The organism is Jatrophihabitans lederbergiae (assembly GCF_031845305.1).
Lineage (GTDB): Bacteria > Actinomycetota > Actinomycetes > Mycobacteriales > Jatrophihabitantaceae > Jatrophihabitans_A > Jatrophihabitans_A lederbergiae.
Genome location: NZ_JAVREH010000020.1, coordinates 41,043 through 64,678, shown reverse-complemented (window position 1 = coordinate 64,678; position 23,636 = coordinate 41,043). Strand labels below are relative to the sequence as shown.

Below are 23,636 nucleotides of genomic sequence, written 5' to 3'. Positions count from 1 at the left end.
ATTTAGGCGGCTCAGGTGGGCCAGGCGATGGTCAGGCCGCCGTCGACGATCAAGCTCTGTCCCGTCACATAACGTGCTGCCGGTGACAGCAGAAAGCTGATCACGTCGGCGACGTCTTCCGGCTCACCGACCCGCCCCAGCGGGATCCGGGCGGCCGAGTTGACCAGTCCCTCTTCACCCGCCGAGTTGATCGGATCCCGTGACTGGGGCGAGGCGATCACCCCGGGCAGCACCGCGTTCACCCGGATGCCGCGCGGCGCCAGTTCGAGGGCTGCGCTGCGGACGAAGCCCAGCATGCCCGCCTTCGAGGCCGCGTACGGTGTGTGGCCCGCCGATCCCACCACTCCACCTGAGATGCTGGAGATGCAGACGACCGCGCCGCCGTCGCCCATCACCGACGTTCCAGCCCGGACGGTCCGCATCACGCCGGTCAGGTCGATGTCCAGCAGCCGGTGCCACAACTCGTCGTCGAGCGCGTCCAGGTACTGACGCTGCAGCACGCCCGCGTTGGCCACCACGCCGGACAGGCCGCCGAAGCGCTGCGCCGCCTCGGTGCAGGCGGTGAGCAGTTGCGCGCTGTCGCGGACGTCGGCCGCGATGAGAAAGCCCTCGCCACCGGCGTCCAGCACCGCCCGCAAGGTCTGCTGCGGGTCGTGCGGATCGCCCTCGAAGGTGCCGATCGCCACCGGATGGCCCGAGCGCGCAAGGGTGATCGCTAACGCCTGGCCGATCCCGCTCGCCGCTCCGGTGATGAGGACTCCGCCGCCGGTCATGGCATCACGTCTCCGCTGTTGGGGCCCAGGGTCTGGCCGGTGTAGAGGTTTCCGCCGGGCTCACTCGCCAGCAGCACGGCGGTGGGCGCCACCTCGTCCGGGATGCCGATCCGGTGCAGTGGCAGGCTCAGTCTGGTAGCCTCCACCTGATCCGGCGGCAGGTCCCCGGCTAGCGGGGTGTCGACGGGGCCGGGCGCGATGCAGTTCACCGTGATGCCATCCTCAGCGACCTCGCGGGCCAGGGACTTGCTGAAGCCGATGATGCCGGCCTTCGCCGCGCTGTAGTGCGCCAGCCGTGGGCCACCCTTGAGCGCCAACTGGCTCGCCACGTTGATGATTCGCCCGTAACGAGCGGCAGTCATCGTCGGCAGTACCGCCCGGCAACCCAGGAAGACGCTGCGCAGGTTCACCGCGATCGTCTCGTCGAACAGCTCGGCCGGCATGTCCGCCACCCGGCGATTGGTGAGGATTCCCGCATTGTTCACCAGGATGTCGATTCTGGCGAACCGTTCGACGGCCTGGGCGATCATCGCGGTGACGTCACCCTCGACCGAGACGTCGGCGCGCACGGTCAGCACCTCGACGCCGTATCCCTCGCACTGCGACGCCACCCGCGCCAGGCTGTCGTCAGGAGCCCGGTCGACGAGGCACAGTCGCGCGCCATGGCTGGCGAAGGCCACCGCGACGGCGGCCCCGATTCCCCTTGCCGAACCGGTGACAACCGCAACGCGTGAGTCGAGCAGGCCAGCTGATTGCGTCATGTGAACTCCCTCCTCGATCCGGAACTCAGAATGCGCTGTGCCCGCCGTCGATGGACAGCAACTGGCCGGTGATCCAGGACGCCGCCTCCGAGACGAAGAAGCGCACCCCGTGGGCGATGTCCTCGGCGGTACCGAGGCGTCGCAGCGCGATCCGCTCGACGAGTTCGTGCTGACCCTGCTCGCCGTAGCTTTCCCATTGCGCCTGCGTCGTGGGGTTGGAGAGCACGAAGCCCGGAGCGATGCAGTTGACCGTGATCCCGAACGGCCCGAGTTCGTGGGACATCTGCTTGGTGAACGCCACCTGGGCGGCCTTCGCACTGACGTAGGCCTGGATGCCGGTGAGGCTGATGCCGCGGGCGGCGCCGGAGGAGATGTTGACGATGCGGCCGAAGCCGGCTTCCTTCATCGAGCCGATGACCGCACGGGTGCACAGGAATGTGGTGGTGAGGTTGGCGTCCAGCACCGCGCGCCAGTCGTCCTCGCTCACCTCGTCGAGCGGCCTGCCGACCTGGCCGGTCACGCCACCGGCATTGTTCACCAGCAGATCCACCGGTCCGATACCGGCGATCAGGTCGCGGACCTGGTCCGCGTCCGAGAGATCCACGGTGTCGCGATCGGCCCGATACACGGTTGCGCCGTCGTCCTCGAGGCCCGCGGCGATCGCCGAGCCGATCCCGTGCGCGGACCCGGTGACCAGGGCCACCCGTCCCTTGAGATCATCCATTGTCGGACCAGCCCTTCTCGAGCAGTTCCCGGACCTCGGCCACGCCGGCCTCCCAGACGGCCAGCACCTCGGAGTCCGGACGCTCGTAGGAGCCACCGAAGGTGCCGTCCGGAATCAGCTCGCGCAGCCGGGCGGCGGAGGCCCGCTTGATCTCGGCCGCCGGAACCAGCGGCTTCGGCTCGGACGGTAGTTGCACGCCCGGCACCCGGGTCCACGGAAAGTTCTCCATCCAGGAGCCGTGGGAGCACTCGGTTTCGAAGCTCTGCACGACCGCCCAGGTTCGCGGCGCGTTCCACCAGTCGTGAAACAGCACCTCGGGACCGCCCGTGGCAGGTTGCCCGGCCAGCCACTGCCGCACCAGGCCGGCGGCGGGGGAGTTGCCGCCGTGCCCGTTGACGATCGCAATTCGTCGGAAGCCCTGTCCGGTCAGCGAGTCCAACAGGTCGGAGATGACGGCGAGGTAGGTCTCCAGCCGCAGTGAGGGACTGCCGGGAAAGGCAGCGAAGTACGGGGTGACCCCGAACGCGAGCACCGGCAGCACCGGGATGCCCAGCGGTTCGGCAGCCTCGACCGACACCCGCTCCGCCAGGATCGCGTCTGTTCCCACCGAGAGGTAACCGTGCTGCTCGGTCGATCCGATCGGCAGCACGATGCGGTCATCGTGCTCCAGGTACTCCTCCAGCATCATCCAATTACAGTCGTGCACCCTCATCGAGTTCCTCTTTCCAGGCTTGGCAATGCCGCCCGCGGTGGGACCGGCGGGCGTATTCGGTGGAGCTAGAGATCCCGGGTAGGCCCACGCCGCAGCATCCGGCCGCGGCCCGGTTCGCCCTGGACGTGCCCGTCGGAATAGACAACCTCACCACGGCTGATCGTCTGCGCTGGTGCGCCGACCACGTCCCAGCCCTCGTACAGGCTGTAGCCGGAACGGCTCATTCCCTCGGCTCCGACGATGGGCCGGTGCGCGTCCGGGTCCCAGATAACGAGGTCGGCGTCGCTGCCCACCGCGATGGTGCCCTTCTGCGGAAACAGTCCGAACAGCTTGGCGGCGTTGGTCGAGGTGACCTCGACGAAGCGCTGCAGGGTGAGCCTGCCCTTGCGCACCCCCTCGGAGTACAGCACCGGAATCAGGGTCTCCAACTCGGACATCCCCGGACGCGCGGTGGCGATCGTCAGCTCCGGGTCGAGCTTGTCCTCCAGTGTCCACGCCGCGTGGTCGGTACAGCAGGTGTCGACATGCCCCGCGGCCAGACCGGCCCACAGCGCAGCCTGGTCACCCGCGCCGCGCAACGGCGGATTGCCCACGAACAGCGGGCCGTCCTCACCGGCGAAGCGCTCTTCGGTGAAGTACAGATAGATCGGCCGGGTCTCGACGTACACCCGCTGGCCGCGGGCACGGGCCGCCCGGGCCTCGGTCAGGGCCGCCGCGCTGCCGAGGTGGACGATGTAGATCGGCGCGCCGGTCGCCTCGGCGATGGCGACGATCCGGTTGACCGCCATTCGCTCGGACAGCTCCGGATGGCTGTCGGGGTAATACTGAAGCTCCTTGTGCCCCTCGGCCAGCAGGCCGGCCGTGGCGTGCTCGATGACGCAGGCGTCCTCGCAATGCACCATGCTCAACAGGCCATGCTTGCCGGCGCTGTCGAGCGCGTTGACGAAGGCGGGCAGCTTGACGTCGAAGTCGCCGATGCTCATGAAGATCTTCACACTGGTGTGGCCCAGCTCGGCAAGTCGCTCGATGTCGGCGGCGGTGCCCTCGTCGGGTTCCATCAGCACCGGGTGCACGACGAAGTCGACCAGGCTGTCGCGAGATCCGTCGGCGCCCACTCGCTGAACCAGATCCACCAGTCGCTCGCCGGGTTTGCCGAAGCCGATGTTGCCGATGGTGGTCACCCCGCCGGCCGCGGCCGCGCGCGATCCGCTGACGAAGTCGTCGGCCCACGGCATGGTCTCTTCGCCGACCTCGACCGGTGACAGGTGCACGTGCATGTCCACGCCGCCGGGAAGGACGAGCCTTCCGGTGGCGTCGATCTCTCGCGCACCCGTCATGGAACCACCGAGCTGGACGATCACCCCGTCGCGCACGCCGATGTCGGTCACCGACTCACCCGACCCGGTGACGACGAGCCCGTTGCGTACGACGAGATCCAGCTCTGTCACAGTCATGACACCTCCGCAAAGTGGCAGGCCGCCCAGTGATCCGGGCGCACCTCTCGCAACACCGGAACCTCGGCAGCGCACACCGATTGCGCCATCCAGCAGCGGGTCCGGAACCGGCAGCCCGACGGCGGGTCGAGCGGGCTGGGCACCTCGCCGGTGAGCACGATCCGCTCGCGGCGGCCGGGAAGCTTGTTGCCCGGAATGGCCGACAGCAGCGCCTGGGTATAAGGCATCCGCGGATCGGCATACAGCTCCTCCGCCTTGGCAACCTCCACCAGCTTGCCCAGGTACATCACGCCCACCCGGTCGCTGATGTACTCCACCACCGACAGGTCGTGCGCGATGAACAGGTAGGTGAGGCCGAAGTCCTGCTGCAGTTCGGTGAGCAGGTTGAGCACCTGCGACTGCACGGACATGTCGAGGGCGGACACCGGCTCGTCGGCGAGCACGAACTTCGGCCGCAGGGCGAGGGCCCGTGCGATGCCGATACGCTGCCGCTGACCGCCACTGAACTCGTGCGCGTAGCGGTCCAAGTGCTCCTCGCGCAGCCCCACGACGGTGGCCAGCTCCGATACCCGGTGCGCTCGCTCGTCCCGGCCGACAGTGCCCTGTACCACCAGGCCCTCGGCGATGATGTCGCGCACCTTCATGCGAGGGTCCAGGCTGCCCTGCGGGTCCTGGAAGATCACCTGCAGGTCACTGCGCAGTCGCTTGAGGTCCTTGCCGGACTGGGCAAGCACATCCTCGCCGTCGAAGAGCACCTCGCCCGACTGCGGCTTCTCCAAGCGCACCACCGAGCGCCCCAGCGTCGACTTGCCGCAACCGGATTCGCCCACCAGGCCGAACGTTTCGCCGCGACGGATGGTGAACGACACGTCGTCCACGGCCCGCACCCAGTTCTGCTGCCGGCGCAGTCCGCCGGAGTGGCTCGGGTAGTACGTCTTGAGGTTGCGGACGTCGAGCAGGATGTCCTCCCCGGCAGCGGTCCCGGAGCCGTCCCGTGCTGACCGCGCGGGGGTTTGCTGGTCCGTATCGACCACGTCGACACTCCTCAGGTTGTAGTGACGGCCGGATGCGCGGAGTCTTCGTACAGCCAGCAGGCCACCTTGCGGCCGCCGTCGGTCTCTCGCAGTCCGGGCGGGGTGGCGCAGATGTCCATGGCGTGCGAGCAGCGCGGTTGGAAGGGGCAGCCTGGCGGCATGTGTAGCGGGTTGGGAACCGCGCCGCCGATCGTGTTCAGCTTGCGTCCCTTCATCCCTGGCGTAGGGATGGAGGTCAACAGGCCGATGGTATAGGGGTGTTGTGGCGCCTCGGTCACCTGCTGGACGGTGCCGCGTTCCATCACCTGGCCGCCGTACATCACGACGACCTCTTCGCAGGTCTCCGCGACGACCCCGATGTCGTGGGTGATCAGCAGCACCGAGGTGTTCACCCGCTTGCGCAGATCCCTGATGAGATCGAGGATCTGGGCCTGGATGGTCACGTCCAGAGCGGTCGTCGGCTCGTCGAGGATGAGCAGGCTCGGCTCGTTGGCCAGCGCCATCGCGATGGTGACGCGCTGGCGCATGCCGCCGCTGAGCTTGTGCGGATAGTCGTGGACGCGGCGGTCCGGCGCCGAGATGCCCACCATCGCGAAGAGTTCCACCGCACGCTGCATGGCCTGCTGGTCATTGAGGTCCTGGTGGGCCTGCAACGACTCCGCGACCTGCTTGCCCACCGGGTACACCGGGTTCAGGGCGCTCATCGGGTCCTGGAACACCAGCGCGAGATCACGCCCGCGAACCGCGCGGAACTCGCGCTCGGACAGGCCCACCACATCGCGGCCCTGAAAGAGGATCTGGCCGCCGGCGATGAAGCCCGGCTTCTCGATCAGCCGCATGATGGACAGCGACGTGACGCTCTTGCCCGAGCCTGACTCGCCGACGATCCCGACACTGGCGCCGGTGCCCACGTCGAAGCTCACCCCATCCACGGCTTTCACCAGCCCGGAGCGGGTCTTGAAGTGCGTCTGCAGATTCTTGACCTGCAGAAGCTTGTCGGCAGGAACCGGGCGGGCTCCGACGGCGACACTGGTCATGGCGATCCGATCGCTGTCTTGGCACTGCTGGCCGAGCTGACTGCGCCGGCCGCCAGAGCCGAACCCACCCGTGCCTGGCCGGCCTGCAGGACCACCCGGACGTCCCGCAGTGCCGACAGGTTCTGCAACGGATCGCCACCGACGACCAGCACATCGGCCGCCAAACCGGGCTCCAGCGTGCCTACCCGATCGTCGATTCCCATCACCCGTGCCGCGATGCCGGTCGCCGACTGTAGCGCCTGCATCGTCGACATGCCGCCGTCCTGCATCAACTGCAGCTCCATCGGCAGGCCGTCGAAGGCCGTGAACCGCCAGCCGGCGTCGGTACCGGCGACGAACTGGACACCGGCCTCGTGCATCTGCCGGAACTGGTTCACGTTGTCCTCGAGCATGACGCTCCAGAACTCGAGGAAGTCCTGCTCGGCAGCGGTGCGGTCGGCTTTGGCGGTCATGACCTCGACGGCATAACCTGCAACGGCCAGCGTGCTGGTGACCGCGACCCCGGCCGCGGCGACCTTCTCGGCGACCGCGGGGTCGAACTTCTGGTTGCCGGCGGCGTCGGCGATGAAGCTGGCGTGTTCCAGCTGGTCCACGCCGGCGTCCACCGCGTACGAGATCGCCTCGGCACACAGGCAGTGTGCGGTGACCTTGCGGCCCAGTCGGTGTCCCTCGTCCGCGATCGCCGCGAGCTCCTCCGGACGGAAGGACGGCAGGTGGGACAGCGTGTTCAGCGTTCCGCCGCCGCTGGCCATGACCTTGATCGCATCGGCCCCCAGCTTCGCCATCGACCGGACCTTCTTGCGCAGGCCGTCCACGCCGTCCGCCTCGCCACCCAGGTACCAGGTGTGCCCACCGGTAATGGTGATCGGCTGCCCACAGGCCAGGATCCGCGGTCCCACCCCGTAACCGAGCTCCAGCGCCCGCCTGAGCTCGAAGACGGTGCTGTGGACGCACCCGGTGTCGCGGACCGTCGTGATACCGGCTTGCAGTGCCTTGGCGGCGGCAAGGGTTGCCGTCGCTACCAGCACTCCCTCCGGCTCCCGCATCAGCTCCTCCAGCACGGGGCCCGTGCCGGGAAAGTTGAGGTGGACGTGGGAGTCGATCAGCCCGGGCAGGATCGTGCAGCCGGGCAGATCGAACACCTCGGCGTCGGCCGGAACAAGCCCGTCCGGTGCCTTGCCGGCGAACGTACCGACGATCTCTCCCTGGTCGAGAACGAGAACTGCGTCAGCGAGCGGTGCGGCTCCGGTGCCGTCGATGAGTCGATCCGCTCTGATCACGGTGGTCACGGTGAAACTCCGTTCAATTGTTTGGGCGGATTCTCGCGTCGGTTCGCTTACTTGGTCATCGAGGCGGCGCCGAAGTATTCGAAGCCACCACCCGAGTAGGTCAGCCCGGTGAGCTTCTTCGAGGTCATGACCAGGTCGACGTTCTCGTGGATCGGCATCAACACGGCCTGCTCCATGATGATCTTCTGGGCCTGGGAGTAGATGGTCTGCCGCTTCGCGGGGTCGGTCTCCTTCTGGCCCTGGTTGATCAGCGAGGTCAGGGTCGGGTTGGTGTAGTGGCTCCAGTTGAAGTACTGGCCGGGCAGGAACCACAGGTGCAGGGCGTCGGGGTCCACCGCGATGTACTGCAGCGGCGTCAGCGACATGTTTCCCTTGATGTTGGACGCCAGCCACGCGGGCACCGCCTGCTGACTGACCTTGGCGTCCATGCCGACCTTGCGCAGGTAGCCCTGGATGGCCTGGGCGATCAGGGGATACTCCGGCACCGAGGCGATCGCGGTGATGTTCAGGGTCAGCCGCTTGCCGCCCTTCTCGTAGATGCCGTTGTTCTTCGTCCAGCCCGCTGCTTGCAGCGTCGACTCCGCCTTGGCAGGGTCGTAGCTGTACATCCCCTCCAGACTGGAGTCGTAGCCGACCATGCCCTTCTGCAGCGGGGTGTTGCTCGGCGCGAAGACACCGGCGTCGGCGACCTTGATGGCGCCGGCCTTGTCGACGGCGTACATGATCGCCTTGCGCACGGCCGGGTCGTTGGTGGGGAACGAGCCGGCATTGATGGGTGCGAAGATGCCCATGCCTGTAATGGGGAACTGGATCGAGGTGTAACGGCCGGTCTTGCCCAGGGTGTTCCAGAAGATGCCTGGTGTCTCCTGCATGAAGTCGGACTGACCGCTCTGGAACTGGGTCACCCGGGCCTGCGAGCTGGGCACGATCTGGAAGGTCAGCTGCGCGATGTCCGGTGGCCCGGTGTGCTTCACCGCCGCAGGTGCCCAGTTGTAGGCCTCGTTGCGCTTGAGCACGACGCTCTGGTTCGGCTGGTAGCTCACGAACTCGAACGCGCCGGTACCCACCGGGTGCAGGCCGAGGTCCTTGCCGTACTTCTGAATCGCGGCCGGTGACTGCATGCCCATGTACGGCTCGCCGAGTTGAGCCAACAGCGGGGCATAGCCTGCCGTGCACTCGATCTTCACCGTGTACTTCGCCGTTGCCGTTGCCTTGGTGCACGGCCCGAGCAGGCCCAGCGAGATGTTGGACTGCGTCGACTTGTTGGTCATGTAGTTGATGTTGGAGACCACGGCGGCGGCGTCGAATGCCGTGCCGTCGTGGAACTTCACGTCTTCGCGCAGGGTGAACGTGTAGGTTTTGGCATCCGGGGACACCGTCCACTTCGTCGCCAGATCCGGCGTCACCTTGAAGTCAGGCGTCAGCCACACCAGCGTGTCGAAGATATTGGCGTCGATCGGGCCGACATCGCGGTTGCCGGTCGTGGCCGGGTTCAGCGTGTCCACCGGCTCGGCCCAGCCGAGGGTGACTTTGGCCTGTTTGTCGACCGCTCCCTTGGCTGCGCCACCAGCACCCGAGCCGGAGCCCGACCCGCCGGAGCAGGCGCTGACGGCGGTGGCGAGCAGGAGAGCCAACGCCGTTGTCGACGCGGATTTTCGAGTGAACCTCACGAGAATGACTCCTTAGGTCAGGGGAGTACAAGGGGTTTGGTGTGGAGCCGGCTATGCCGCTGGCTCCGGGCGCTAGCTTCTGGACAAAGTGGGATCCAACTCGTCACGCAGTCCGTCTCCGAGGAGGTTGACGCCGACGACGAACAGCGCGAGGAAGATGCCGGGGAAGACGGTGATCCACCACGCGACCGTGATGTAGTTCTGGCCGTCGTTGAGGATTGCTCCCCATTCCGGTGTCGGCGGCTGCACGCCGAGGCCGATGAATCCCAGCGCGGCGATCCACAGCGCGGCGATGCCCAGCCAGGACGTCGTCAGGATGATGATGCCGGAGGCGACGTTGGGAATGATGTGGCGCCGGATGATGTGCAGCGGACTGGCACCGAGGGTCACGGCGGCATCGACGTAGGGCAGGTGCAGCACCTCTACGGTGGCTCCCTCGACGAGCCGGGCGTACACCGGAACCAGGATCGCGGCTACCGCGATGACGCCGTTGGAGAGCCCGCTGCCCAGCACCGCGGCGACAGCCAGCGCGAGCAGGATGCCAGGAAAGGCGAGCAGCAGGTCGACCAGTCGCATGATGGTGAATCCCACAGCACCACCGAAGTAACCGGCGATCAGGCCGAGCGCTGTTCCGATCACGCCGCCGAGCAGGACGACACACAGGCTCGCGAACATCGTCGTCCGGCCGCCGTGCAGTACCCGCGAGAACAGGTCGCGTCCGAAGGAGTCCGCACCCATCAGGTGCGCGCCGGACGGTGGAGCGAAGGCCGCCAGCGGGTCCTGGTTGTTCGGGTCCAGCGAGGTGAGCAGCGGCGTCGCAAGTACGAGCAGGACGAGCACCACGCAGATCACGGTGCCTGCCGCCAGGCTGCGGTGCCGGAACGCGCGCAGCACGCTCCGGCGCCTTGTCGGAGTGGCCAGAACAATCTCCGGCGGCGCGATGTCGACGGCCGGTTCGACGTCCAGGGACGTGGGCTTGGGTTGCATTCTTCTCCGCTCCCTTACCGGTTTCCGACACGCGGATCGAGCACCGGGTACAGCAGATCCACCAGCAGGTTGGTGACCGCGTAGATCACCGCGATGATGAGCACGACGGCCTGCACGGTGAGGTAGTCCTTGGACAGGATCGATTGGACGAGCAGGCGGCCGATGCCGGGCCGGGAGAACACCGTCTCGACGATGACGACTCCGGAGATCAGCTGGCCCACCTGCAGGCCCACGATGGTGAGGATGGGGAGCATCGCGTTGCGCAGCACGTGCTTGCGAAATACCTGCCATGCGGTGATTCCCTTGGCCCGGGCGGTGATCACGTGCTTCTGCTGCTGGGCATTGATGACACTCGATCGCACGAAACGGGCGTTGAAGCCGATGCTGCCCAGGGCGAGCGTCACGGCCGGCAGCACCAGCCCCTTGAGCGAGGTGCCACCCACAACGTCGAAAATCGGAATCTTCACCGCGAACAGCAGAATGAGCAGCAAGCCGAGCCAGAAGCTCGGAATCGACATGCAGGTCAGTGCGACACCCATCGTCACCGTGTCGGCGGGACGGTTTCGCCGCACCGCGGCGAGCACCCCGAGCAGGCTTCCGAAGATCAGCGACAGTGCCAGCCCCGCAAGGGTCAGCTGGATGGTGGCGGGGAAGTTAGCCGCGAGCAGCGAGCTGACCGTTCGCTGGTCACCATAGGAGTAGCCGAAGTTGCCCCGCAGAACATTGCCGATCCAGCGCAGGTACTGGACATGGACCGGCTGGTCCAGGCCCAGCTGGTGGTGCAACCGGGCGACCAGGGAGGCATCGCCAGCGTTCGTTCCCAGCAGTGCGATCGCCGGATCGCCGGGGATCAACCGGATGATGAGGAACACCAGGACACTGATGCCGAAGGCCAACGCCACGATCGAGAGCAGCCGGCGTAGGACGTAGTTGGTCATCGGGTAGCTCCACTCACCGCGGCACCGGCAGGGCGTGCCACCCCGAACGGCCCATCCGGACGAAGGGACGTGGAGCCGGTCACCGTCTCCAGCGTGCTGGCGGCATCCAGGATGCTGTTCTCGCCCAGTCGGGCGCCGGCGAACTGGATGCCGGTGGGCAGGCCGTCCCGGCCCAGCCCGTTGAGCACCGAGACGGTGGGCGTGCCGGACAGCACGCCGGCGAAGTTGACCGGCCGGCCGAACGCGCCAGGGAGCATGTACTCGAAGTCCTCCTCGATTCCGGATGCGACCACTCCCAGCGACGGGGCGAGCAGGGCGTCGTAGCGACCGGCCAGCGCGCCGAACTCGTCGGCGATGACGCGCCGGATCCGCTGTGCCCGGATGTAGTCGTGCGCGGGCAGTACGGCACCGGCCAACCGGTGGCCGCGTGCCTTGGCAGCGGTGAGCTCCACGGTGCGGCCGCCGGCGACGAACTCGTCGAACGCGGCGTAGGCCTCGGCGCTCATCACGAGTTCGGCCACGTCGTCGTAGGGAAGGTCCGGCAGCTCGACCTCTTCCAGTGTGCCGACCTGCTCCAGCGCCGACAGCGATGTCGCGAAGTTCGCGCTCACCTCGGGCTCCGCGCCGTCGCAGGCGCCGGCCACCACGCCGAAGCGGAAACCGGTCCGGCGGGAGTTCACGCGGCTGTAGCGGTACGTCGCGTCGAGCGACGCGGGGTCCCGCGGATCGTGGCCGGCGATGGCCTCCAGCACCAGGCCGCAGTCGTCGGCGGTCCGGCACAGCGGCCCCAGCCGATCCAGCGTCCAGCACAGTGTCATCGCACCGGCTCGGCTGACCCGGCCGTAGGTCGCGCGCAGCCCCGCGGTGCCGGTGAAGGCGGCCGGCAGCAGGATCGATCCGCCGGTGTCGCTTCCGATGGCGAACGGCACCACCGCCGCTCCGACGGCGGCCGCGGGTCCGCTGGACGAGCCGTTGGTCCAGCGCTCGGTGTGCCACGGATTGCCGGGCGCTCCGGTCAGTGACGCATTCGGGTTGTCGTAGCCCATGCCACCGGCGATCTCGATGGTCGCGACCTTCGCCGCCAGGATCGCACCGGCTTCCCGCAGCTTCCGGGTGACGGTGGCCTCCCGCTGGAACCGCTGGTCGGCGAAGGCGCCCCACGTTGTCGGGGCACCGACTGCGCTGACAATGTCCTTCAGCCCATAGGGAATTCCGTGCAGCGGGCCGCGGTCCAGGCCCGAGCGCAACTCCGCCTCCGCCAGCGCCGCCTCGCGCCTTGCGATGTCCTCGGTGATGGTGGCCACCGCGTTCAGGCGACGGCCGACCTCATCCAGGCGTGCCAGGTACAGCTCGGTGAGTTCACGCGGCGAGGTCTCGCCGGCGCGGATCAGGGCGCCCAGCTCGCGGATGCTGCAGAAGGCGAGTTCATCCTCGGTCATGCGACGCCTCCGTCATCGGCCCGGACTACGAAGATGGGTTCCTGGTCATTGCGTAGCGGGAAGCGGTGCAGCCGCTCCGCTGCGGCCAGCTGGGTCCCGAGCCGCGACCGCAGCTCCAGCAGCTGGTCATCGGCGAGCGTGTCGCCGTGATAGCGCGAGACGACCTCCGCCAGTCGCTGGGCTACCGCGCTGGTGGACTCCGCCGACAGCTGCGGGTACGCCGGTTGGCTCGCTGCCGCCGACATCAGCTGACCTCTAGGTCGACAAGCGTTCGCGGCTCGCGCCGCGCGCTGTCGAGTTGCTCGGTGCGCCAGACGTACTCGGTGCCGGGCTTGGTGGTCAGGGCGCAGTGGTTTCCGGCGGCGTCGATGGCGACCAGGTTCACGTAACCGCGACCGCCCGGTTCGCCGTCCTCCAGCCCCGCGAGGTCTGCCATCGCCGCGCGACACGATTGCTCCAGCGGCATTCCGGCGGCCAGGCCGGCGACCACCATGCGCGCTGTTCCGGCGCGCATGGTGAGCTCGCCCCAACCCGTGCAGGTTGCCGCGCCGTACCTGTCGTCGCAGTAGTTGCCCGCGCCGATCACAGGTGTGTCGCCGAGCCGGCCCGGGTACTTCCACGCCCAGCCGCTGGTGCTCACGCCGGACGCGATGCGGCCGGCCGCATCGCGTGCGATCAGGTTGACGGTGCCACCCGGCGGCACGTCGGCAGCCGTCGCGAACGTGCCTGATCGTGCGGCCTCCGGATCGAAGATCTCGCCGATGACGTCGTGCACCGAGTCGATCGTGCTGAGTTCACCGTCGCTGTGTTGACGCACCCGCTGGAGCCCGGTTCGCCAGGTCGATTCCGCTTCGCCGGTGAGCAGGTCCTCCGCCTCGAGCCCGATCTCCGCGGCCAGCCGGCCGGCTCCGTCACCGACGACGAGGACGTGCGGCAACCGCTCGAGCACGGTTCGCGCGACGGTGATGGCCGCGCGATAGCCGCGCAGGCCGCCGACCGATCCGGCCCGTCGGTGACTTCCGTCCATGATCGAGGCATCGAGCTCGACCTGTCCGTCGATATTGGGATATCCGCTGTAGCCGACGGTGTGGTCGGCTGGGTTGTCCTCCACCTCGCGAAGCCCGATTTCGACCGCATCGACAGCAGATCCGCCATCCAGCAGGACCTTCCAGGCGAGGTCGATGCCGACGTCCGCGTTCGCACTTCCGATCAGCAACATGGTTCAAGAGACTAAGGCAAAGGTTTGCTTACGAGAAGGGGTTTCGGTAAATCGTTTGTTTCGATGGTGGACGGCGCAGAAATGATGCTGAAACCCTGTGATGCACGGACCGCTGCGATAAGTGGACAAGTGTCGTGATTAGCAGATGGGCAGTGATTCACGCTGCAAATGGTGTGTTTAACGCAACGCGGTGGTGTTGGCGGGCGGGTCGCCCTGAACGGATCAGCTGCCGATGCGGCGGGTGGCGCGGGGGGCGGCCGTGGAGGCACGCTCGATCAGCACCAGCGGATCGGTGACCATCTCGTCCGTCCCGGCAAGACCGTCGACCCGGCCGATCAGCGCCCGCACCGCGGCAGCCCCAAGTTCGAACAACGGCATGCTGACACTGGTGATGGGTACCTCGAGGAACGCCAGGCACTGGTCCTCGTCGAAGCTGACGAGGGAGATGTCGTCGGGAACGGACGCGCCGGCCTCGCGGAGCGCCTTCATCATGCCGAACAGCTGGCTGAGGTTTCCGACGCCCAGGGCGGTCGGGACCTCCCGGCGTGACAGCAGCCGGACCGTCGCCTCGTAACCGCCGATCTCGGTGTCCTCAGCGTGTTCGAACGTGGGGGACATGCCTCGCTGGGCGCACAGGGCACGGATGGCGACGGTTCGCCGTTGCACCGTGTCGATCACGGTGAACCCGTCGATGATGCCGACGCGCTTGTGCCCGAGTTCGTCCAGGTGGTGGATGAACAGCCGCATGGCGGCCTCTTCGTCCATGACCACGTTGTTGCCTCGCCGCGGACCGCGTCGGTTGAGGTAGATGTGCGGCACCGTCAAGGATCGCGGCCGCTCACCACCCGAGCGCTGCGCGGTGGCGATCAGCAGCCCGTCCGCTCGGCTCTCTTCGATGAGATACTGATAGTCGCTCGGGGGTCGGATGTCGTCCTGAGGCTGCTCCAGGATCATCACGATCTGGCCGCCCTCCGCCGCCGCGTGCAGCGCGCCACGTTGGATACTGGACCAGATCGGGTTGCGCAGCAGCGGCACCACCATGGCCAGGGCGCCGGTCCGGGAGGCCTTGAGTGCCCGCGCCATCGCGTTGGGGCGGTAGCCCTGGCGCTGCGCCGCGAGCAGGATGCGGTCGCGGGTCTCCGGACGGATGGACAGGTTCGCATCGCCGTTGAGCACGCGCGACACCGTGGAAACGTGCAGGCCCACGGCTGCCGCGACGTCGACCAGGCGCGCGCGCCGACGCCCCACTGAGGCCGGAGCCACACTGTTAATAGCGGAGGTCTCCCATTCTCTTCACCGCCCGTCATAGCGGATTCGGCTTGGTCTCACAGGGCTCGAGAGAGGAATCGACCCGCATGTCAGGCGGTCCTACCCGTCACTACCGCAGTGGATACGTCCTATCCGTGACGCCGCAACACTACAACAACCGGCGAGAACGCCGCAGATCGCCATCGCCGCCGGCCGCGAGGTAGCGAGCAGCGCGCATGAGACCTGCCTTCTCGGGATAGGTGGATGTGGGATAGCGGAGGTTGGGGTGCCGGATGTTGGGTGCTGTCGGGTGCTGTGCGGGTGGCCGTTCAGCCGACGGCGGGCGGTCGCCGCTCGACGTCCAGGACCGACTCGACGAAACCGGCGGCGGCGAGCAGGGCAGCGTCCGCTCCTGGGGCTGCCGCCAGCTGCAAGCCGATCGGCAGACCGTCCCGGCTCCAGCCGCATGGCAGCGTGAGGGCCGGTGCCCCCGTCAGGTTGTGGATGCCGGAGTACAGGCCCTCCACCTCCCCCTCGGGGGTGTCGACCGGCGGCGTCGTCGGCGGCGCGACGAACGGTGCCGCCGGGCTCAGCAGCACGTCGACCCCGCCGTACACCGCGAGCGCGTCCGGGAGCAGGGCCGCGCGCCGATCGACGGCGGCGCGATAGTCGGCCGCGCTGACCGCCGAGCCCGCCCGCAGCAATCGCAGCGTCTCCGGGCCGTAGTGCTCGGGAGTGCTGGACGCCCGCTCGCCGTGCACCTGCCAGGCTTCGAACAGGAGGATGTCGTTGAACGTCTCACCGAGCCGGTCGAACGCCGCACCATCCACCTCGACGGTCGAGCAGCCCGCGGACCGCAGCACCTCGATGGCTTTTCCGATCGCGTCGGCAACTGCCGAGGTCAGCTCCGGCCGGTCGAGCTGTCCGGTGAGCAGGCCGATACGGAGGGCGGCGTTTCCTGAGGAATCACCTGAAGAGTCGTCGGGCGCGGATGTGTCGGTCAGCGCTGCGAAAACCCGGACGGTAGTCGCCAGGTCGCGAGCGAGTAGCCCGACGTGGTCCAGTGACGGCGCCAGTGGTTCCACACCGTCCAGGGGAAGCGCACCGTAGCTCGGTTTGAATCCCACGCAGGCGCAGTAGTGCGCCGGAAGCCGGATCGAGCCACCGGTGTCGGTGCCCAGCGCGATGTCGCAGACGCCGGCACCGACCAGAGCGGCAGAACCGCCGCTGGATCCGCCGGCCGTCCGGGTGAGGTCGAAGGGGTTTCGGGTCTCCGGAACGTCGGGGTGTGTTGCGCCGGCGGCGTACTCGAGCAGCGCGGTCGCCGCGAAGACATCGGCCCCGGCGTTCCTAAGTGCCGCGACGACCGGGGCGTCCGCCACGGCCGGTGCCGAGCGCATGGCGTCGGGATTGCCATTGCCACGTGGGTGACCCGCGATGTCGATGATGTCCTTGACGGCGACCGGAACGCCATGCAGGGGGCCGTTGGCTGCCCGCGGTGGCGCGGGAAAGAGGGCGACCAGCGCGTCCAGGGGCCGGCCGAGCCGATCCGCGCGCTCGTAGGCCGCGAGCAGTTCGAGGTTGGCGACCTCACAGGTCCGCTCGCCCCGTTCGATGGCTTGGATGATCCTGCCGGCGTAGGTGGTGAGCGGCCCCTCGAGGTCGGCGAGCAGGTCGGTGACCTCGGTTTTGCGCTTGCGCACCATGAGGTCCCGGTAGATGCCACTGTGCGACTTGGCGCTGGCCCGATTGAACGCCACCAGGCGGCCGAGCGAGCCCTCGAGGTCTTCGGGGTCGAAGCCGTCGAACCCTTCGGGGCGCACCGGTGCCTGGGCGAGAACCTCGCGGGCGACCGCGAGCATCAGCGGCCGCCAGCGTGATTGTTCCAGCGTGTCGGCGATGGAGAGATCCGAGACGGCGCCGGCGTACAGCATGGCTCCGTATGCTTCTTTGCCCCAGAGGAAGCCGAGGATGTTGTCGGTGGCTTCGGCGTAGGGCAGCGCCGCCACGAGTTCCTTGAGCCGAGGGGTTATCCGGCCGTCGAGTTCGCCGACCCGAAAGGTGCCGACATTACCCTGCAGGATGCGGCCAGGACCGAGGACGTCAGCGCCGAAGTTGACGAAGCTGACCATCAGCCGGTCCGTTCCGACCGCCGCAGACAGGACATCGGCGGTCAGCCCGTTCTGGAAGCTGACCACGTACCCATCGGGTTCGAGCCGGGACCGGACGAGTTCGGCGGCCTGCTCGGTGTGGTGACTCTTGACGGCGATGGCGACCCGGCCGAGCCGTTCCGGCAGCTGCTCCGGCAATACGGCCTTCGCCTCGACCGTGAAGTTTTCCACCGGGCCCTCGATGCTGAGGCCATGCTCGTTGATCGCCGTCACGTGCGCTGGATCGGCGTCGCAGAACAGGATCTCGTGGCCGGAGCGGATGAGATGGGCGCCGACGGTGCCACCGATCGCACCGGCCCCGATGATGGTGAGTTGCATGATAATAGCCCCTTATGGAACAACGATTAGATACCTATTGAGCTCCGGGTTCGTTGACACTACCCAAGGACAATCGTTTGCTCTAGCCTGAGCCGTCGACGCTACGCACTCAAGAAACCGGCGTCGGCCTTTCAGATGATAGGTCCACGTCCCGCAATCTCATAGAAACGCAAGGCTGCTGGAATCGTCATAGCAGCGGGCCCGCACCGGCACGACGCAACGACCGAGCAACTCGTCACCATCCCGCCAGGCCGCGTCCGCGGCCCCCGCGATCACCAAGGAGTAGGCATGCCCCACCGCAACCCTGACGCGTCGACCCCTTCGGCCGGCGATATCCCGGCGGGTCTTCGGGTCCCGTCGATCAGCCGGCGCCGAATGCTGCAGCTGGGCGCACTGGGGATCGGAACGTTCACAGCCGCGCCCATCCTGGCCGCCTGTGGCTCCAGCTCGTCCAAGCCGTCGTCGGCCGGCGCCGCCAAGAAGGGCGGCAACCTCACCATCGTCCGCGCGAATGACTCTGTGGACATGGACAAGACCACGGTCTTCAGCAACGCGTCGCTGTGGGTGTACCAGCAGATGTACGAGACCCTGGTGGCCATGACCGACGACGGGCTCGGCGTGAAGCCGTGGCTGGCTGAGAGCTACCAGATGGCCGCCGACAACCTGTCGTGCACGCTCAAGCTGAAGCCGGGCGTCAAGTTCCACAACGGCCAGCCCATGACCGCGGCGGACGTGAAATTCTCCATCGACGAGTCGAGCAAGACCAAGGGTGGCTGGGAGTTCATCAACTCGGCCATCAAGGAGGTCACCACGCCCGATGACATGACGGTGGTCATCAAGACGAAGTACCCCTGGGCTCCGCTGCTGGCCGACCTGAGCTGCCCGAACAACGGCATCATCCCGAAGAACTACGCTGGCAAGACGGCGAAGGAGTTCTACACCGCGCCGGTGGCGACCGGACCGTTCATGTGGGACACCTGGCAGAAGGGCAACTTCATCAGGTTGAAGAAGAACCCCTCGTACTGGCAGGCCGGCAAGCCGGCACTGGACACGGTGACCTGGAAGGTGGTACCCGACGACAACGCCAGGTCCATCCAGCTGCAGGGCGGCCAGGCCCAGATCAACGAGAACCCGCCGTTCTCGAGCCTGCAGCAGATCAAGGCGACGCCGAAGCTCGCGGTGGACCTGTTCCCCTCGACCCGTACCGACTACATCCTGATGAATCAGACCAAGACCCCGTACGCGGATGTGCACGTCCGCCGGGCGATCTCGTACGCGATCGACCGGGAGGCGCTGGTGAAGAACATCCTGTTCGGGACCGGTACCCCGGCGAACTCGTTCATGATGCCGTCGACGCCCTACTACGACAAGAACTGCCAGGGCATCACCTATGACATGGACAAGGCGCGGGCAGAGCTCAAGCAGTCCAGCGTCGCCGGTGGGTTCACCACCACCTTCCTGGCGATGTCCGGTGACACGGTCGACGCCGCGATCGCGCAGATTCTCCAGTCTTCGTTGAAGGATCTCGGTATCACCATGAAGATCCAGAATGTGGACGCCAGCGCGCAGCATGACCTGACGAACAAGTTGCAGTACGAGATCGCGCACTCGTACTGGACGATGGACCTGGCCGACCCGGACGAGCTCGTCCAGTTCGCCCTGGACCCGATGTCGGGCGGCCACTCCTTCAACACCGGCTACAACAACCCCGAGCTGATCGCCCTCGTTCACCAGGCCCAGCGCGAGTTCGACAAGGGCAAGCGGCAGGCGCTGTACAGCAAGATCCAGCAGCAGGCAGCCGACGCCGCCTTCCTCGGGTTCTTGTTCTACACACCGTTCCCGTACTCCCAGACCACCTCGGTGAAGAACTTCAAGGTTCTGCCCACCGGCTACTACCACATGGAAGACGTCTCACTCTGATCCGCGTGCCCAGACAGCGGACTTCGGCAGCCATAGGGAGCGGCGGCATAGATGAAGTACCTGATCTACACCCTGAAACGGCTCATCTCTCTGATACCGGTTCTGCTCGGTATCTCGTTCATCGTGTTCTTCCTGATCAGGCTGATTCCCGGTGACCCGGCGACGACACTGCTCGGGTCACACGCCACGCCGGATTCGGTGCGCGAGCTGCGCTCGCAGCTCGGTCTCAGCAAGCCGTTGTGGAGCCAGTACGTGACGTTCCTCGGGCACCTCTTCCGGGGGAATCTGGGGTATTCGTTCGTCTACAACAGCTCGGTGACGTCACTGGTCACCACGAGCCTGCCGACGACGCTGTGGCTGCTGATCTCGGCGACCGTGTTCACCATCCTGATCGCCGTGCCACTCGCCGTGCTGGCGGCGGCACGGCGCAACGGAGTCGTGGACAACGTCATCCGGGCCGTGCCGGTGGTCGGGCTGGGGCTTCCCTCGTTCTGGCTCGGAATCATGCTGATTCTGGTCTTCGGCCTGAAGCTGGGCTGGTTCCCGGTGGCGGGCTTCGGGGACACGTTCGCGTCGCACCTGCGCTCCATCGTGCTGCCCGGCATCACCATCGCCCTGACGCTCTCGCCCATCCTGATCCGAAGCCTGCGGGCGAGCATGATCGACGTGCTCAGCAGCGACTACATCGTGACGGCGCGGGCAAAGGGGCTCAGCACGTCCCGAGTGGTGTTGCGGCACGCACTGCGCAACGCCGCCGTCTCGTCGATCACCGTGCTCGGCGTGAACATCGCCTACCTCACCGGCTCGACGCTGGTAGTGGAGCGGGTGTTCTCACTGCCCGGCATCGGGCAGCAGATGATCAATTCCATTCTCGGCAGAGACTTTCCGACCGTGCAAGGGATCACGATGGTATTTGCGATCATGGTCGTGGCGGTCAACCTGCTGACCGACGTGACCCACGCCGCGCTGGACCCCCGGGTGAACCTCGCATGAGCGCGGTCACCTCGGTCGGCCCGGTGGTGGCGACGATCCCCACCTCCCGCCGGCGCAGTGGACGGTGGAACGCCCCGCTGGTGGCCGGGCTGGTGCTGTTCGCTCTGATCGTCGCCTGCGCGGTATGCGCTCCGCTGCTGACCAGCTACGACCCCATCAAGCAGAACCTCAACGATGCCTTTCAGGCGCCGGGGTCTCCGCACCACCTGCTCGGCACCGACGCCCTCGGCCGCGACGTGTTGGCGCGGCTGCTCTACGGCGCCCGGGTCGATCTGCGCGTCGGGGTGCTGGCGGTCATCTCACCCTTCCTGATCGGCAGCCTGGTGGGCCTCGTCGCCGGCTGGTTCGGCGGGTGGGTGGACGCGATCATCGGCCGCATCGTGGACATCGTGATCGCGTTCCCGTTTCTGGTGCTGGTGATCGCGCTGGTGTTCGCGATGGGGCCGGGCACGACCAGCATCTACACCGCCATCACCCTGGTGGGCTGGGTGGCGTACTGCCGGATCGTCCGCGGCCAGGTTCTCATCGCCAAGGAGCAGGAGTACGCGATGGCCGCGCGGGCCAGTGGCCTGCCGACCTGGCGGATCCTGCTTCGCCACCTGCTGCCGAACGTGGTGCTGCAGGCAATCGTGTTCTCGATGAGCGACATCGTGCTGACGCTGCTCGCCATCGTCACGCTCGGCTTCCTCGGCCTGGGAGTACCGCCCCCCACGCCCGATTGGGGAACCATGATCCAGGAGGGGCAGCAGTTCATCCTGACCAAGTGGTACATGTCCACGATCCCAGGACTCGCGGTCGTAGTGACCGGCCTGGCGCTGGCTCTGATAGCGGACGGCATCGTAGAGAAGGCCAATCAATGACCGCCCCCGTACTCGAGGTCCGGGACCTCGACGTCGACATCCCGGTGTCGCACGGGCGCCTGCACGCCGTACGCGGTGTGTCGCTGTCCGTCGGCTCCGGTGAATCCGTGGGCCTGGTCGGTGAGTCGGGTTCCGGCAAGAGTCTGACGCTGCGTGCCCTGCTCGGTGTGCTGCCGCGGCCGGCCCGCATCCAGGGCGGCACCGTCCTGATCGACGGTGAGGACGTGACCGGATTGCCTGCCAAACAGCTGCACACCCGGTTGACCGACACCATGAGCATGATCTTCCAGGACTCGCTCACCGCGCTGAACCCGGTCATGCGAGTCGGTGACCAGATCGCCGAGGCGCCGCGCCACAAGCTCGGCAAGTCCCGGCGGCAGGCACACGCCATCGCCGTCGAGCTGATGTCGCAGGTGGGTATCGCCGATGCCGAGAAGCGCTATGACCTCTACCCGCACCAACTCTCCGGCGGCATGCGGCAGCGAATCTGCATCGCCATCGCCATGTCCACCAGCCCCCGGGTGATCCTCGCCGACGAGCCGACCACCGCCCTGGACGTCACCATCCAGGCGCAGGTCCTGTCCGTGCTGCGACGGCTCAAGGAGGAAGAGGGCGTCGGGCTGCTGCTGGTCAGTCACGACCTTGCGGTCGTGAGCCAGACCTGCTCGCGGCTGTACGTGATGTACGCCGGCAAGGTGGTCGAGGCCGGCGGCCTCACCGAGCTGGTCAACCGGCCGAGGCACCCCTACACGTTCGCGCTGCTGCGCTCGGTTCCGGACGCCGATCACCGGGTGGACCGGCTGATCACCATTCAAGGACAGCCACCGGACCTCAGCCAGGTAATCCATGGATGTTCGTTCTCGCCACGCTGCCCCTTCGCGGTGGAGCACTGCATGGCGCAGGAGCCACCGCTGGCCCACGTCGGCGCGCTCGACGCGAGTGGGTCGTCGACGCATCCGGTGATCTCCCAGCGGCGAAGTGCCTGCTGGCGCGCCGATACCGCTGACAGCTGGCCCGCGATGATCACTTCCGAGCTGGTGGAGCAGCGATGACGCCCCGCAACGAGGTGCTGTCTGTCAGCGGCCTGGCACAGCACTTCACCACGCCGGTGGCTGTCACGGACCGGTTGTTCGGCAAGAAACCCACCGTCAACCGCGCCGTCGACGGGGTGGATCTGGTCCTGCACAAGGGGGAAACGCTCGGTCTGGTCGGCGAGTCGGGCTGCGGCAAGTCGACCCTGGCCCGCTGCATCGTGGGGTTGTACCGGCCGACAGCCGGAGTGATCAGGTACGAGGGTGAGGTGCTGCAACCGACTCCGACCCGGGCGCAGCGCCGCGCCATCCAGATGGTGTTCCAGGACCCGTACAGCTCACTCAATCCCCGGATGACCGTCGGGCAGACGCTGTCGGAGCTGCTGAAGTTCCACAAGCTGGTTCCACGCAACAGGATCGGGAAGCGCAGTCGCGAGCTCATGGACCTCGTGGGCCTGCCCGAGCGAGCGCTGGGACAGCGGCCGCAGCAGTTCTCCGGTGGTCAACGCCAGCGGATCGGCATCGCGCGAGCCCTCGCGGTCGAGCCCGAGGTGCTGATCGCCGACGAGCCGGTGTCGGCACTGGACGTGTCCGTACAGGCCAACATCATCAACCTGCTGACCGACCTGAAGGAGACGCTGAACCTGTCGGTCATCTTCGTCTCGCACAACATGGCGGTGGTGCGTCAGGTCAGCGACCGCACGGCGGTGATGTACCGGGGCCGGATTGTCGAGACCGGGCCGACCGAAACCCTGTTCGAGGATCCGACCCATCCGTACACGAGGTTGCTGATCGGCTCCGTCCCCCGGCTGATCGGCGCGGACGGTGTGCCGGAGGAGCTGGCCCAGGCCGCTGTGGAGAGCAGTCCCATCCGGGAAGAGGTCGCCGAGTCCGCGCGGCGCGACGGGACGACTCCGTGCCGGTACTTCGATCGCTGTCCGGCCGTCGTCGGGCGGTGCGCCGTCGAGCCGCTGTTGATCGCGGATCCGCTCGCGCCAGGCAGGTCGGCGGCGTGCGTACACGTGCCCGAGCGGGCCGGCGTCACCGCGTGAACCGGT

Annotated in this window: 21 protein-coding genes; 5 read left to right on the top strand and 16 right to left on the bottom strand. The window is 67.2% G+C overall.

Translation table 11 applies throughout. The features are described from left to right. Positions 1–11: 11 nt before the first annotated feature. The 16 genes from RM423_RS14740 to RM423_RS14665 form a co-directional block, all read right to left on the bottom strand. Entirely contained in the window at positions 12–773 is a 762-nt protein-coding gene (locus RM423_RS14740) for an SDR family NAD(P)-dependent oxidoreductase (protein ID WP_311423800.1), read from the bottom strand. Beyond that, entirely contained in the window at positions 770–1,534 is a 765-nt protein-coding gene (locus RM423_RS14735; RefSeq protein WP_311423799.1) for an SDR family NAD(P)-dependent oxidoreductase, read from the bottom strand. Before RM423_RS14735 ends, RM423_RS14740 begins: the two co-directional genes overlap by 4 nt. 25 nt (positions 1,535–1,559) lie before the next feature. Then, positions 1,560–2,258, bottom strand: a complete 699-nt coding sequence (locus RM423_RS14730; protein ID WP_311423798.1) for an SDR family NAD(P)-dependent oxidoreductase — start codon at positions 2,256–2,258, stop codon at positions 1,560–1,562. Next, positions 2,251–2,970 (bottom strand): creatininase family protein, encoded by a 720-nt coding sequence (locus RM423_RS14725; protein WP_396327725.1) that lies wholly within the window; start codon positions 2,968–2,970, stop codon positions 2,251–2,253. The genes RM423_RS14730 and RM423_RS14725 overlap by 8 nt, the downstream gene beginning before the upstream one ends. Before the next feature lie 65 nt (positions 2,971–3,035). Beyond that, positions 3,036–4,424, bottom strand: coding sequence for an amidohydrolase family protein (locus RM423_RS14720; RefSeq protein WP_311423796.1), 1,389 nt, complete (start codon positions 4,422–4,424; stop codon positions 3,036–3,038). Then, positions 4,421–5,458, bottom strand: a complete 1,038-nt coding sequence (locus tag RM423_RS14715; protein WP_311423795.1) for an ABC transporter ATP-binding protein — start codon at positions 5,456–5,458, stop codon at positions 4,421–4,423. The genes RM423_RS14720 and RM423_RS14715 overlap by 4 nt, the downstream gene beginning before the upstream one ends. Before the next feature lie 11 nt (positions 5,459–5,469). Continuing rightward, complete coding sequence (locus RM423_RS14710) at positions 5,470–6,495, bottom strand: ABC transporter ATP-binding protein (RefSeq protein WP_311423794.1); 1,026 nt, start codon at positions 6,493–6,495, stop codon at positions 5,470–5,472. After that, complete coding sequence (locus tag RM423_RS14705; RefSeq protein WP_311423793.1) at positions 6,492–7,784, bottom strand: amidohydrolase family protein; 1,293 nt, start codon at positions 7,782–7,784, stop codon at positions 6,492–6,494. The genes RM423_RS14710 and RM423_RS14705 overlap by 4 nt, the downstream gene beginning before the upstream one ends. 47 nt (positions 7,785–7,831) lie before the next feature. After that, entirely contained in the window at positions 7,832–9,454 is a 1,623-nt protein-coding gene (locus RM423_RS14700; protein ID WP_311423792.1) for an ABC transporter substrate-binding protein, read from the bottom strand. Positions 9,455–9,526: 72 nt separating this feature from the next. Then, positions 9,527–10,441, bottom strand: coding sequence for an ABC transporter permease (locus RM423_RS14695; protein WP_311423791.1), 915 nt, complete (start codon positions 10,439–10,441; stop codon positions 9,527–9,529). 14 nt (positions 10,442–10,455) lie between these two features. Then, the gene (locus RM423_RS14690; RefSeq protein ID WP_311423790.1) at positions 10,456–11,379 is read right to left on the bottom strand and encodes an ABC transporter permease; all 924 of its coding nucleotides are present in this window, start codon (positions 11,377–11,379) and stop codon (positions 10,456–10,458) included. Further along, positions 11,376–12,818, bottom strand: a complete 1,443-nt coding sequence (locus RM423_RS14685; protein WP_311423789.1) for an amidase — start codon at positions 12,816–12,818, stop codon at positions 11,376–11,378. Before RM423_RS14685 ends, RM423_RS14690 begins: the two co-directional genes overlap by 4 nt. After that, complete coding sequence (locus tag RM423_RS14680; protein WP_311423788.1) at positions 12,815–13,063, bottom strand: hypothetical protein; 249 nt, start codon at positions 13,061–13,063, stop codon at positions 12,815–12,817. Before RM423_RS14680 ends, RM423_RS14685 begins: the two co-directional genes overlap by 4 nt. Continuing rightward, positions 13,063–14,037, bottom strand: coding sequence for an isoaspartyl peptidase/L-asparaginase (locus tag RM423_RS14675; RefSeq protein WP_311423787.1), 975 nt, complete (start codon positions 14,035–14,037; stop codon positions 13,063–13,065). Before RM423_RS14675 ends, RM423_RS14680 begins: the two co-directional genes overlap by 1 nt. Positions 14,038–14,259: 222 nt before the next feature. Next, positions 14,260–15,300, bottom strand: coding sequence for a LacI family DNA-binding transcriptional regulator (locus tag RM423_RS14670; RefSeq protein ID WP_311423786.1), 1,041 nt, complete (start codon positions 15,298–15,300; stop codon positions 14,260–14,262). Positions 15,301–15,614: 314 nt separating this feature from the next. After that, a complete protein-coding gene (locus tag RM423_RS14665) occupies positions 15,615–17,774 on the bottom strand; it encodes an amidase family protein (protein ID WP_311423785.1) in 2,160 nt (719 codons plus the stop codon). Between the two features lie 288 nt (positions 17,775–18,062). Here RM423_RS14665 and RM423_RS14660 point away from each other — a divergent pair, with 288 nt between their 5' ends. Genes RM423_RS14660 through RM423_RS14640 form a run of 5 tightly spaced genes read left to right on the top strand, consistent with a single transcriptional unit; the run spans position 18,063 to position 23,630 of the window. Further along, positions 18,063–19,694 carry an ABC transporter substrate-binding protein gene (locus tag RM423_RS14660; RefSeq protein ID WP_311423784.1) on the top strand — a complete coding sequence of 544 codons (1,632 nt, stop codon included), beginning with the start codon at positions 18,063–18,065 and terminating at the stop codon, positions 19,692–19,694. A gap of 51 nt (positions 19,695–19,745) precedes the next feature. Next, entirely contained in the window at positions 19,746–20,687 is a 942-nt protein-coding gene (locus RM423_RS14655) for an ABC transporter permease (RefSeq protein ID WP_311423783.1), read from the top strand. Next, entirely contained in the window at positions 20,684–21,547 is an 864-nt protein-coding gene (locus RM423_RS14650) for an ABC transporter permease (protein ID WP_311423782.1), read from the top strand. Before RM423_RS14655 ends, RM423_RS14650 begins: the two co-directional genes overlap by 4 nt. Further along, the gene (locus RM423_RS14645) at positions 21,544–22,599 is read left to right on the top strand and encodes an ABC transporter ATP-binding protein (RefSeq protein ID WP_311423781.1); all 1,056 of its coding nucleotides are present in this window, start codon (positions 21,544–21,546) and stop codon (positions 22,597–22,599) included. Before RM423_RS14650 ends, RM423_RS14645 begins: the two co-directional genes overlap by 4 nt. Continuing rightward, positions 22,596–23,630, top strand: a complete 1,035-nt coding sequence (locus RM423_RS14640) for an oligopeptide/dipeptide ABC transporter ATP-binding protein (RefSeq protein ID WP_311423780.1) — start codon at positions 22,596–22,598, stop codon at positions 23,628–23,630. Before RM423_RS14645 ends, RM423_RS14640 begins: the two co-directional genes overlap by 4 nt. The last annotated feature ends 6 nt before the right edge of the window (positions 23,631–23,636 follow it).

Excerpts from the sequence above, each read along its gene's own strand:
- RM423_RS14740 (WP_311423800.1), bottom strand. The coding sequence starts at position 773 with ATGACCGGCGGCGGAGTCCTCATCACCGGAGCGGCGAGCGGGATCGGC.
- RM423_RS14735 (WP_311423799.1), bottom strand. The coding sequence starts at position 1,534 with ATGACGCAATCAGCTGGCCTGCTCGACTCACGCGTTGCGGTTGTCACC.
- RM423_RS14730 (WP_311423798.1), bottom strand. The coding sequence starts at position 2,258 with ATGGATGATCTCAAGGGACGGGTGGCCCTGGTCACCGGGTCCGCGCAC.
- RM423_RS14725 (WP_396327725.1), bottom strand. The coding sequence starts at position 2,970 with ATGAGGGTGCACGACTGTAATTGGATGATGCTGGAGGAGTACCTGGAG.
- RM423_RS14720 (WP_311423796.1), bottom strand. The coding sequence starts at position 4,424 with ATGACTGTGACAGAGCTGGATCTCGTCGTACGCAACGGGCTCGTCGTC.
- RM423_RS14710 (WP_311423794.1), bottom strand. The coding sequence starts at position 6,495 with ATGACCAGTGTCGCCGTCGGAGCCCGCCCGGTTCCTGCCGACAAGCTT.
- RM423_RS14695 (WP_311423791.1), bottom strand. The coding sequence starts at position 10,441 with ATGCAACCCAAGCCCACGTCCCTGGACGTCGAACCGGCCGTCGACATC.
- RM423_RS14690 (WP_311423790.1), bottom strand. The coding sequence starts at position 11,379 with ATGACCAACTACGTCCTACGCCGGCTGCTCTCGATCGTGGCGTTGGCC.
- RM423_RS14685 (WP_311423789.1), bottom strand. The coding sequence starts at position 12,818 with ATGACCGAGGATGAACTCGCCTTCTGCAGCATCCGCGAGCTGGGCGCC.
- RM423_RS14680 (WP_311423788.1), bottom strand. The coding sequence starts at position 13,063 with ATGTCGGCGGCAGCGAGCCAACCGGCGTACCCGCAGCTGTCGGCGGAG.
- RM423_RS14675 (WP_311423787.1), bottom strand. The coding sequence starts at position 14,037 with ATGTTGCTGATCGGAAGTGCGAACGCGGACGTCGGCATCGACCTCGCC.
- RM423_RS14665 (WP_311423785.1), bottom strand. The coding sequence starts at position 17,774 with ATGCAACTCACCATCATCGGGGCCGGTGCGATCGGTGGCACCGTCGGC.
- RM423_RS14660 (WP_311423784.1), top strand. The coding sequence starts at position 18,063 with ATGCCCCACCGCAACCCTGACGCGTCGACCCCTTCGGCCGGCGATATC.
- RM423_RS14655 (WP_311423783.1), top strand. The coding sequence starts at position 19,746 with ATGAAGTACCTGATCTACACCCTGAAACGGCTCATCTCTCTGATACCG.
- RM423_RS14650 (WP_311423782.1), top strand. The coding sequence starts at position 20,684 with ATGAGCGCGGTCACCTCGGTCGGCCCGGTGGTGGCGACGATCCCCACC.
- RM423_RS14645 (WP_311423781.1), top strand. The coding sequence starts at position 21,544 with ATGACCGCCCCCGTACTCGAGGTCCGGGACCTCGACGTCGACATCCCG.
- RM423_RS14640 (WP_311423780.1), top strand. The coding sequence starts at position 22,596 with ATGACGCCCCGCAACGAGGTGCTGTCTGTCAGCGGCCTGGCACAGCAC.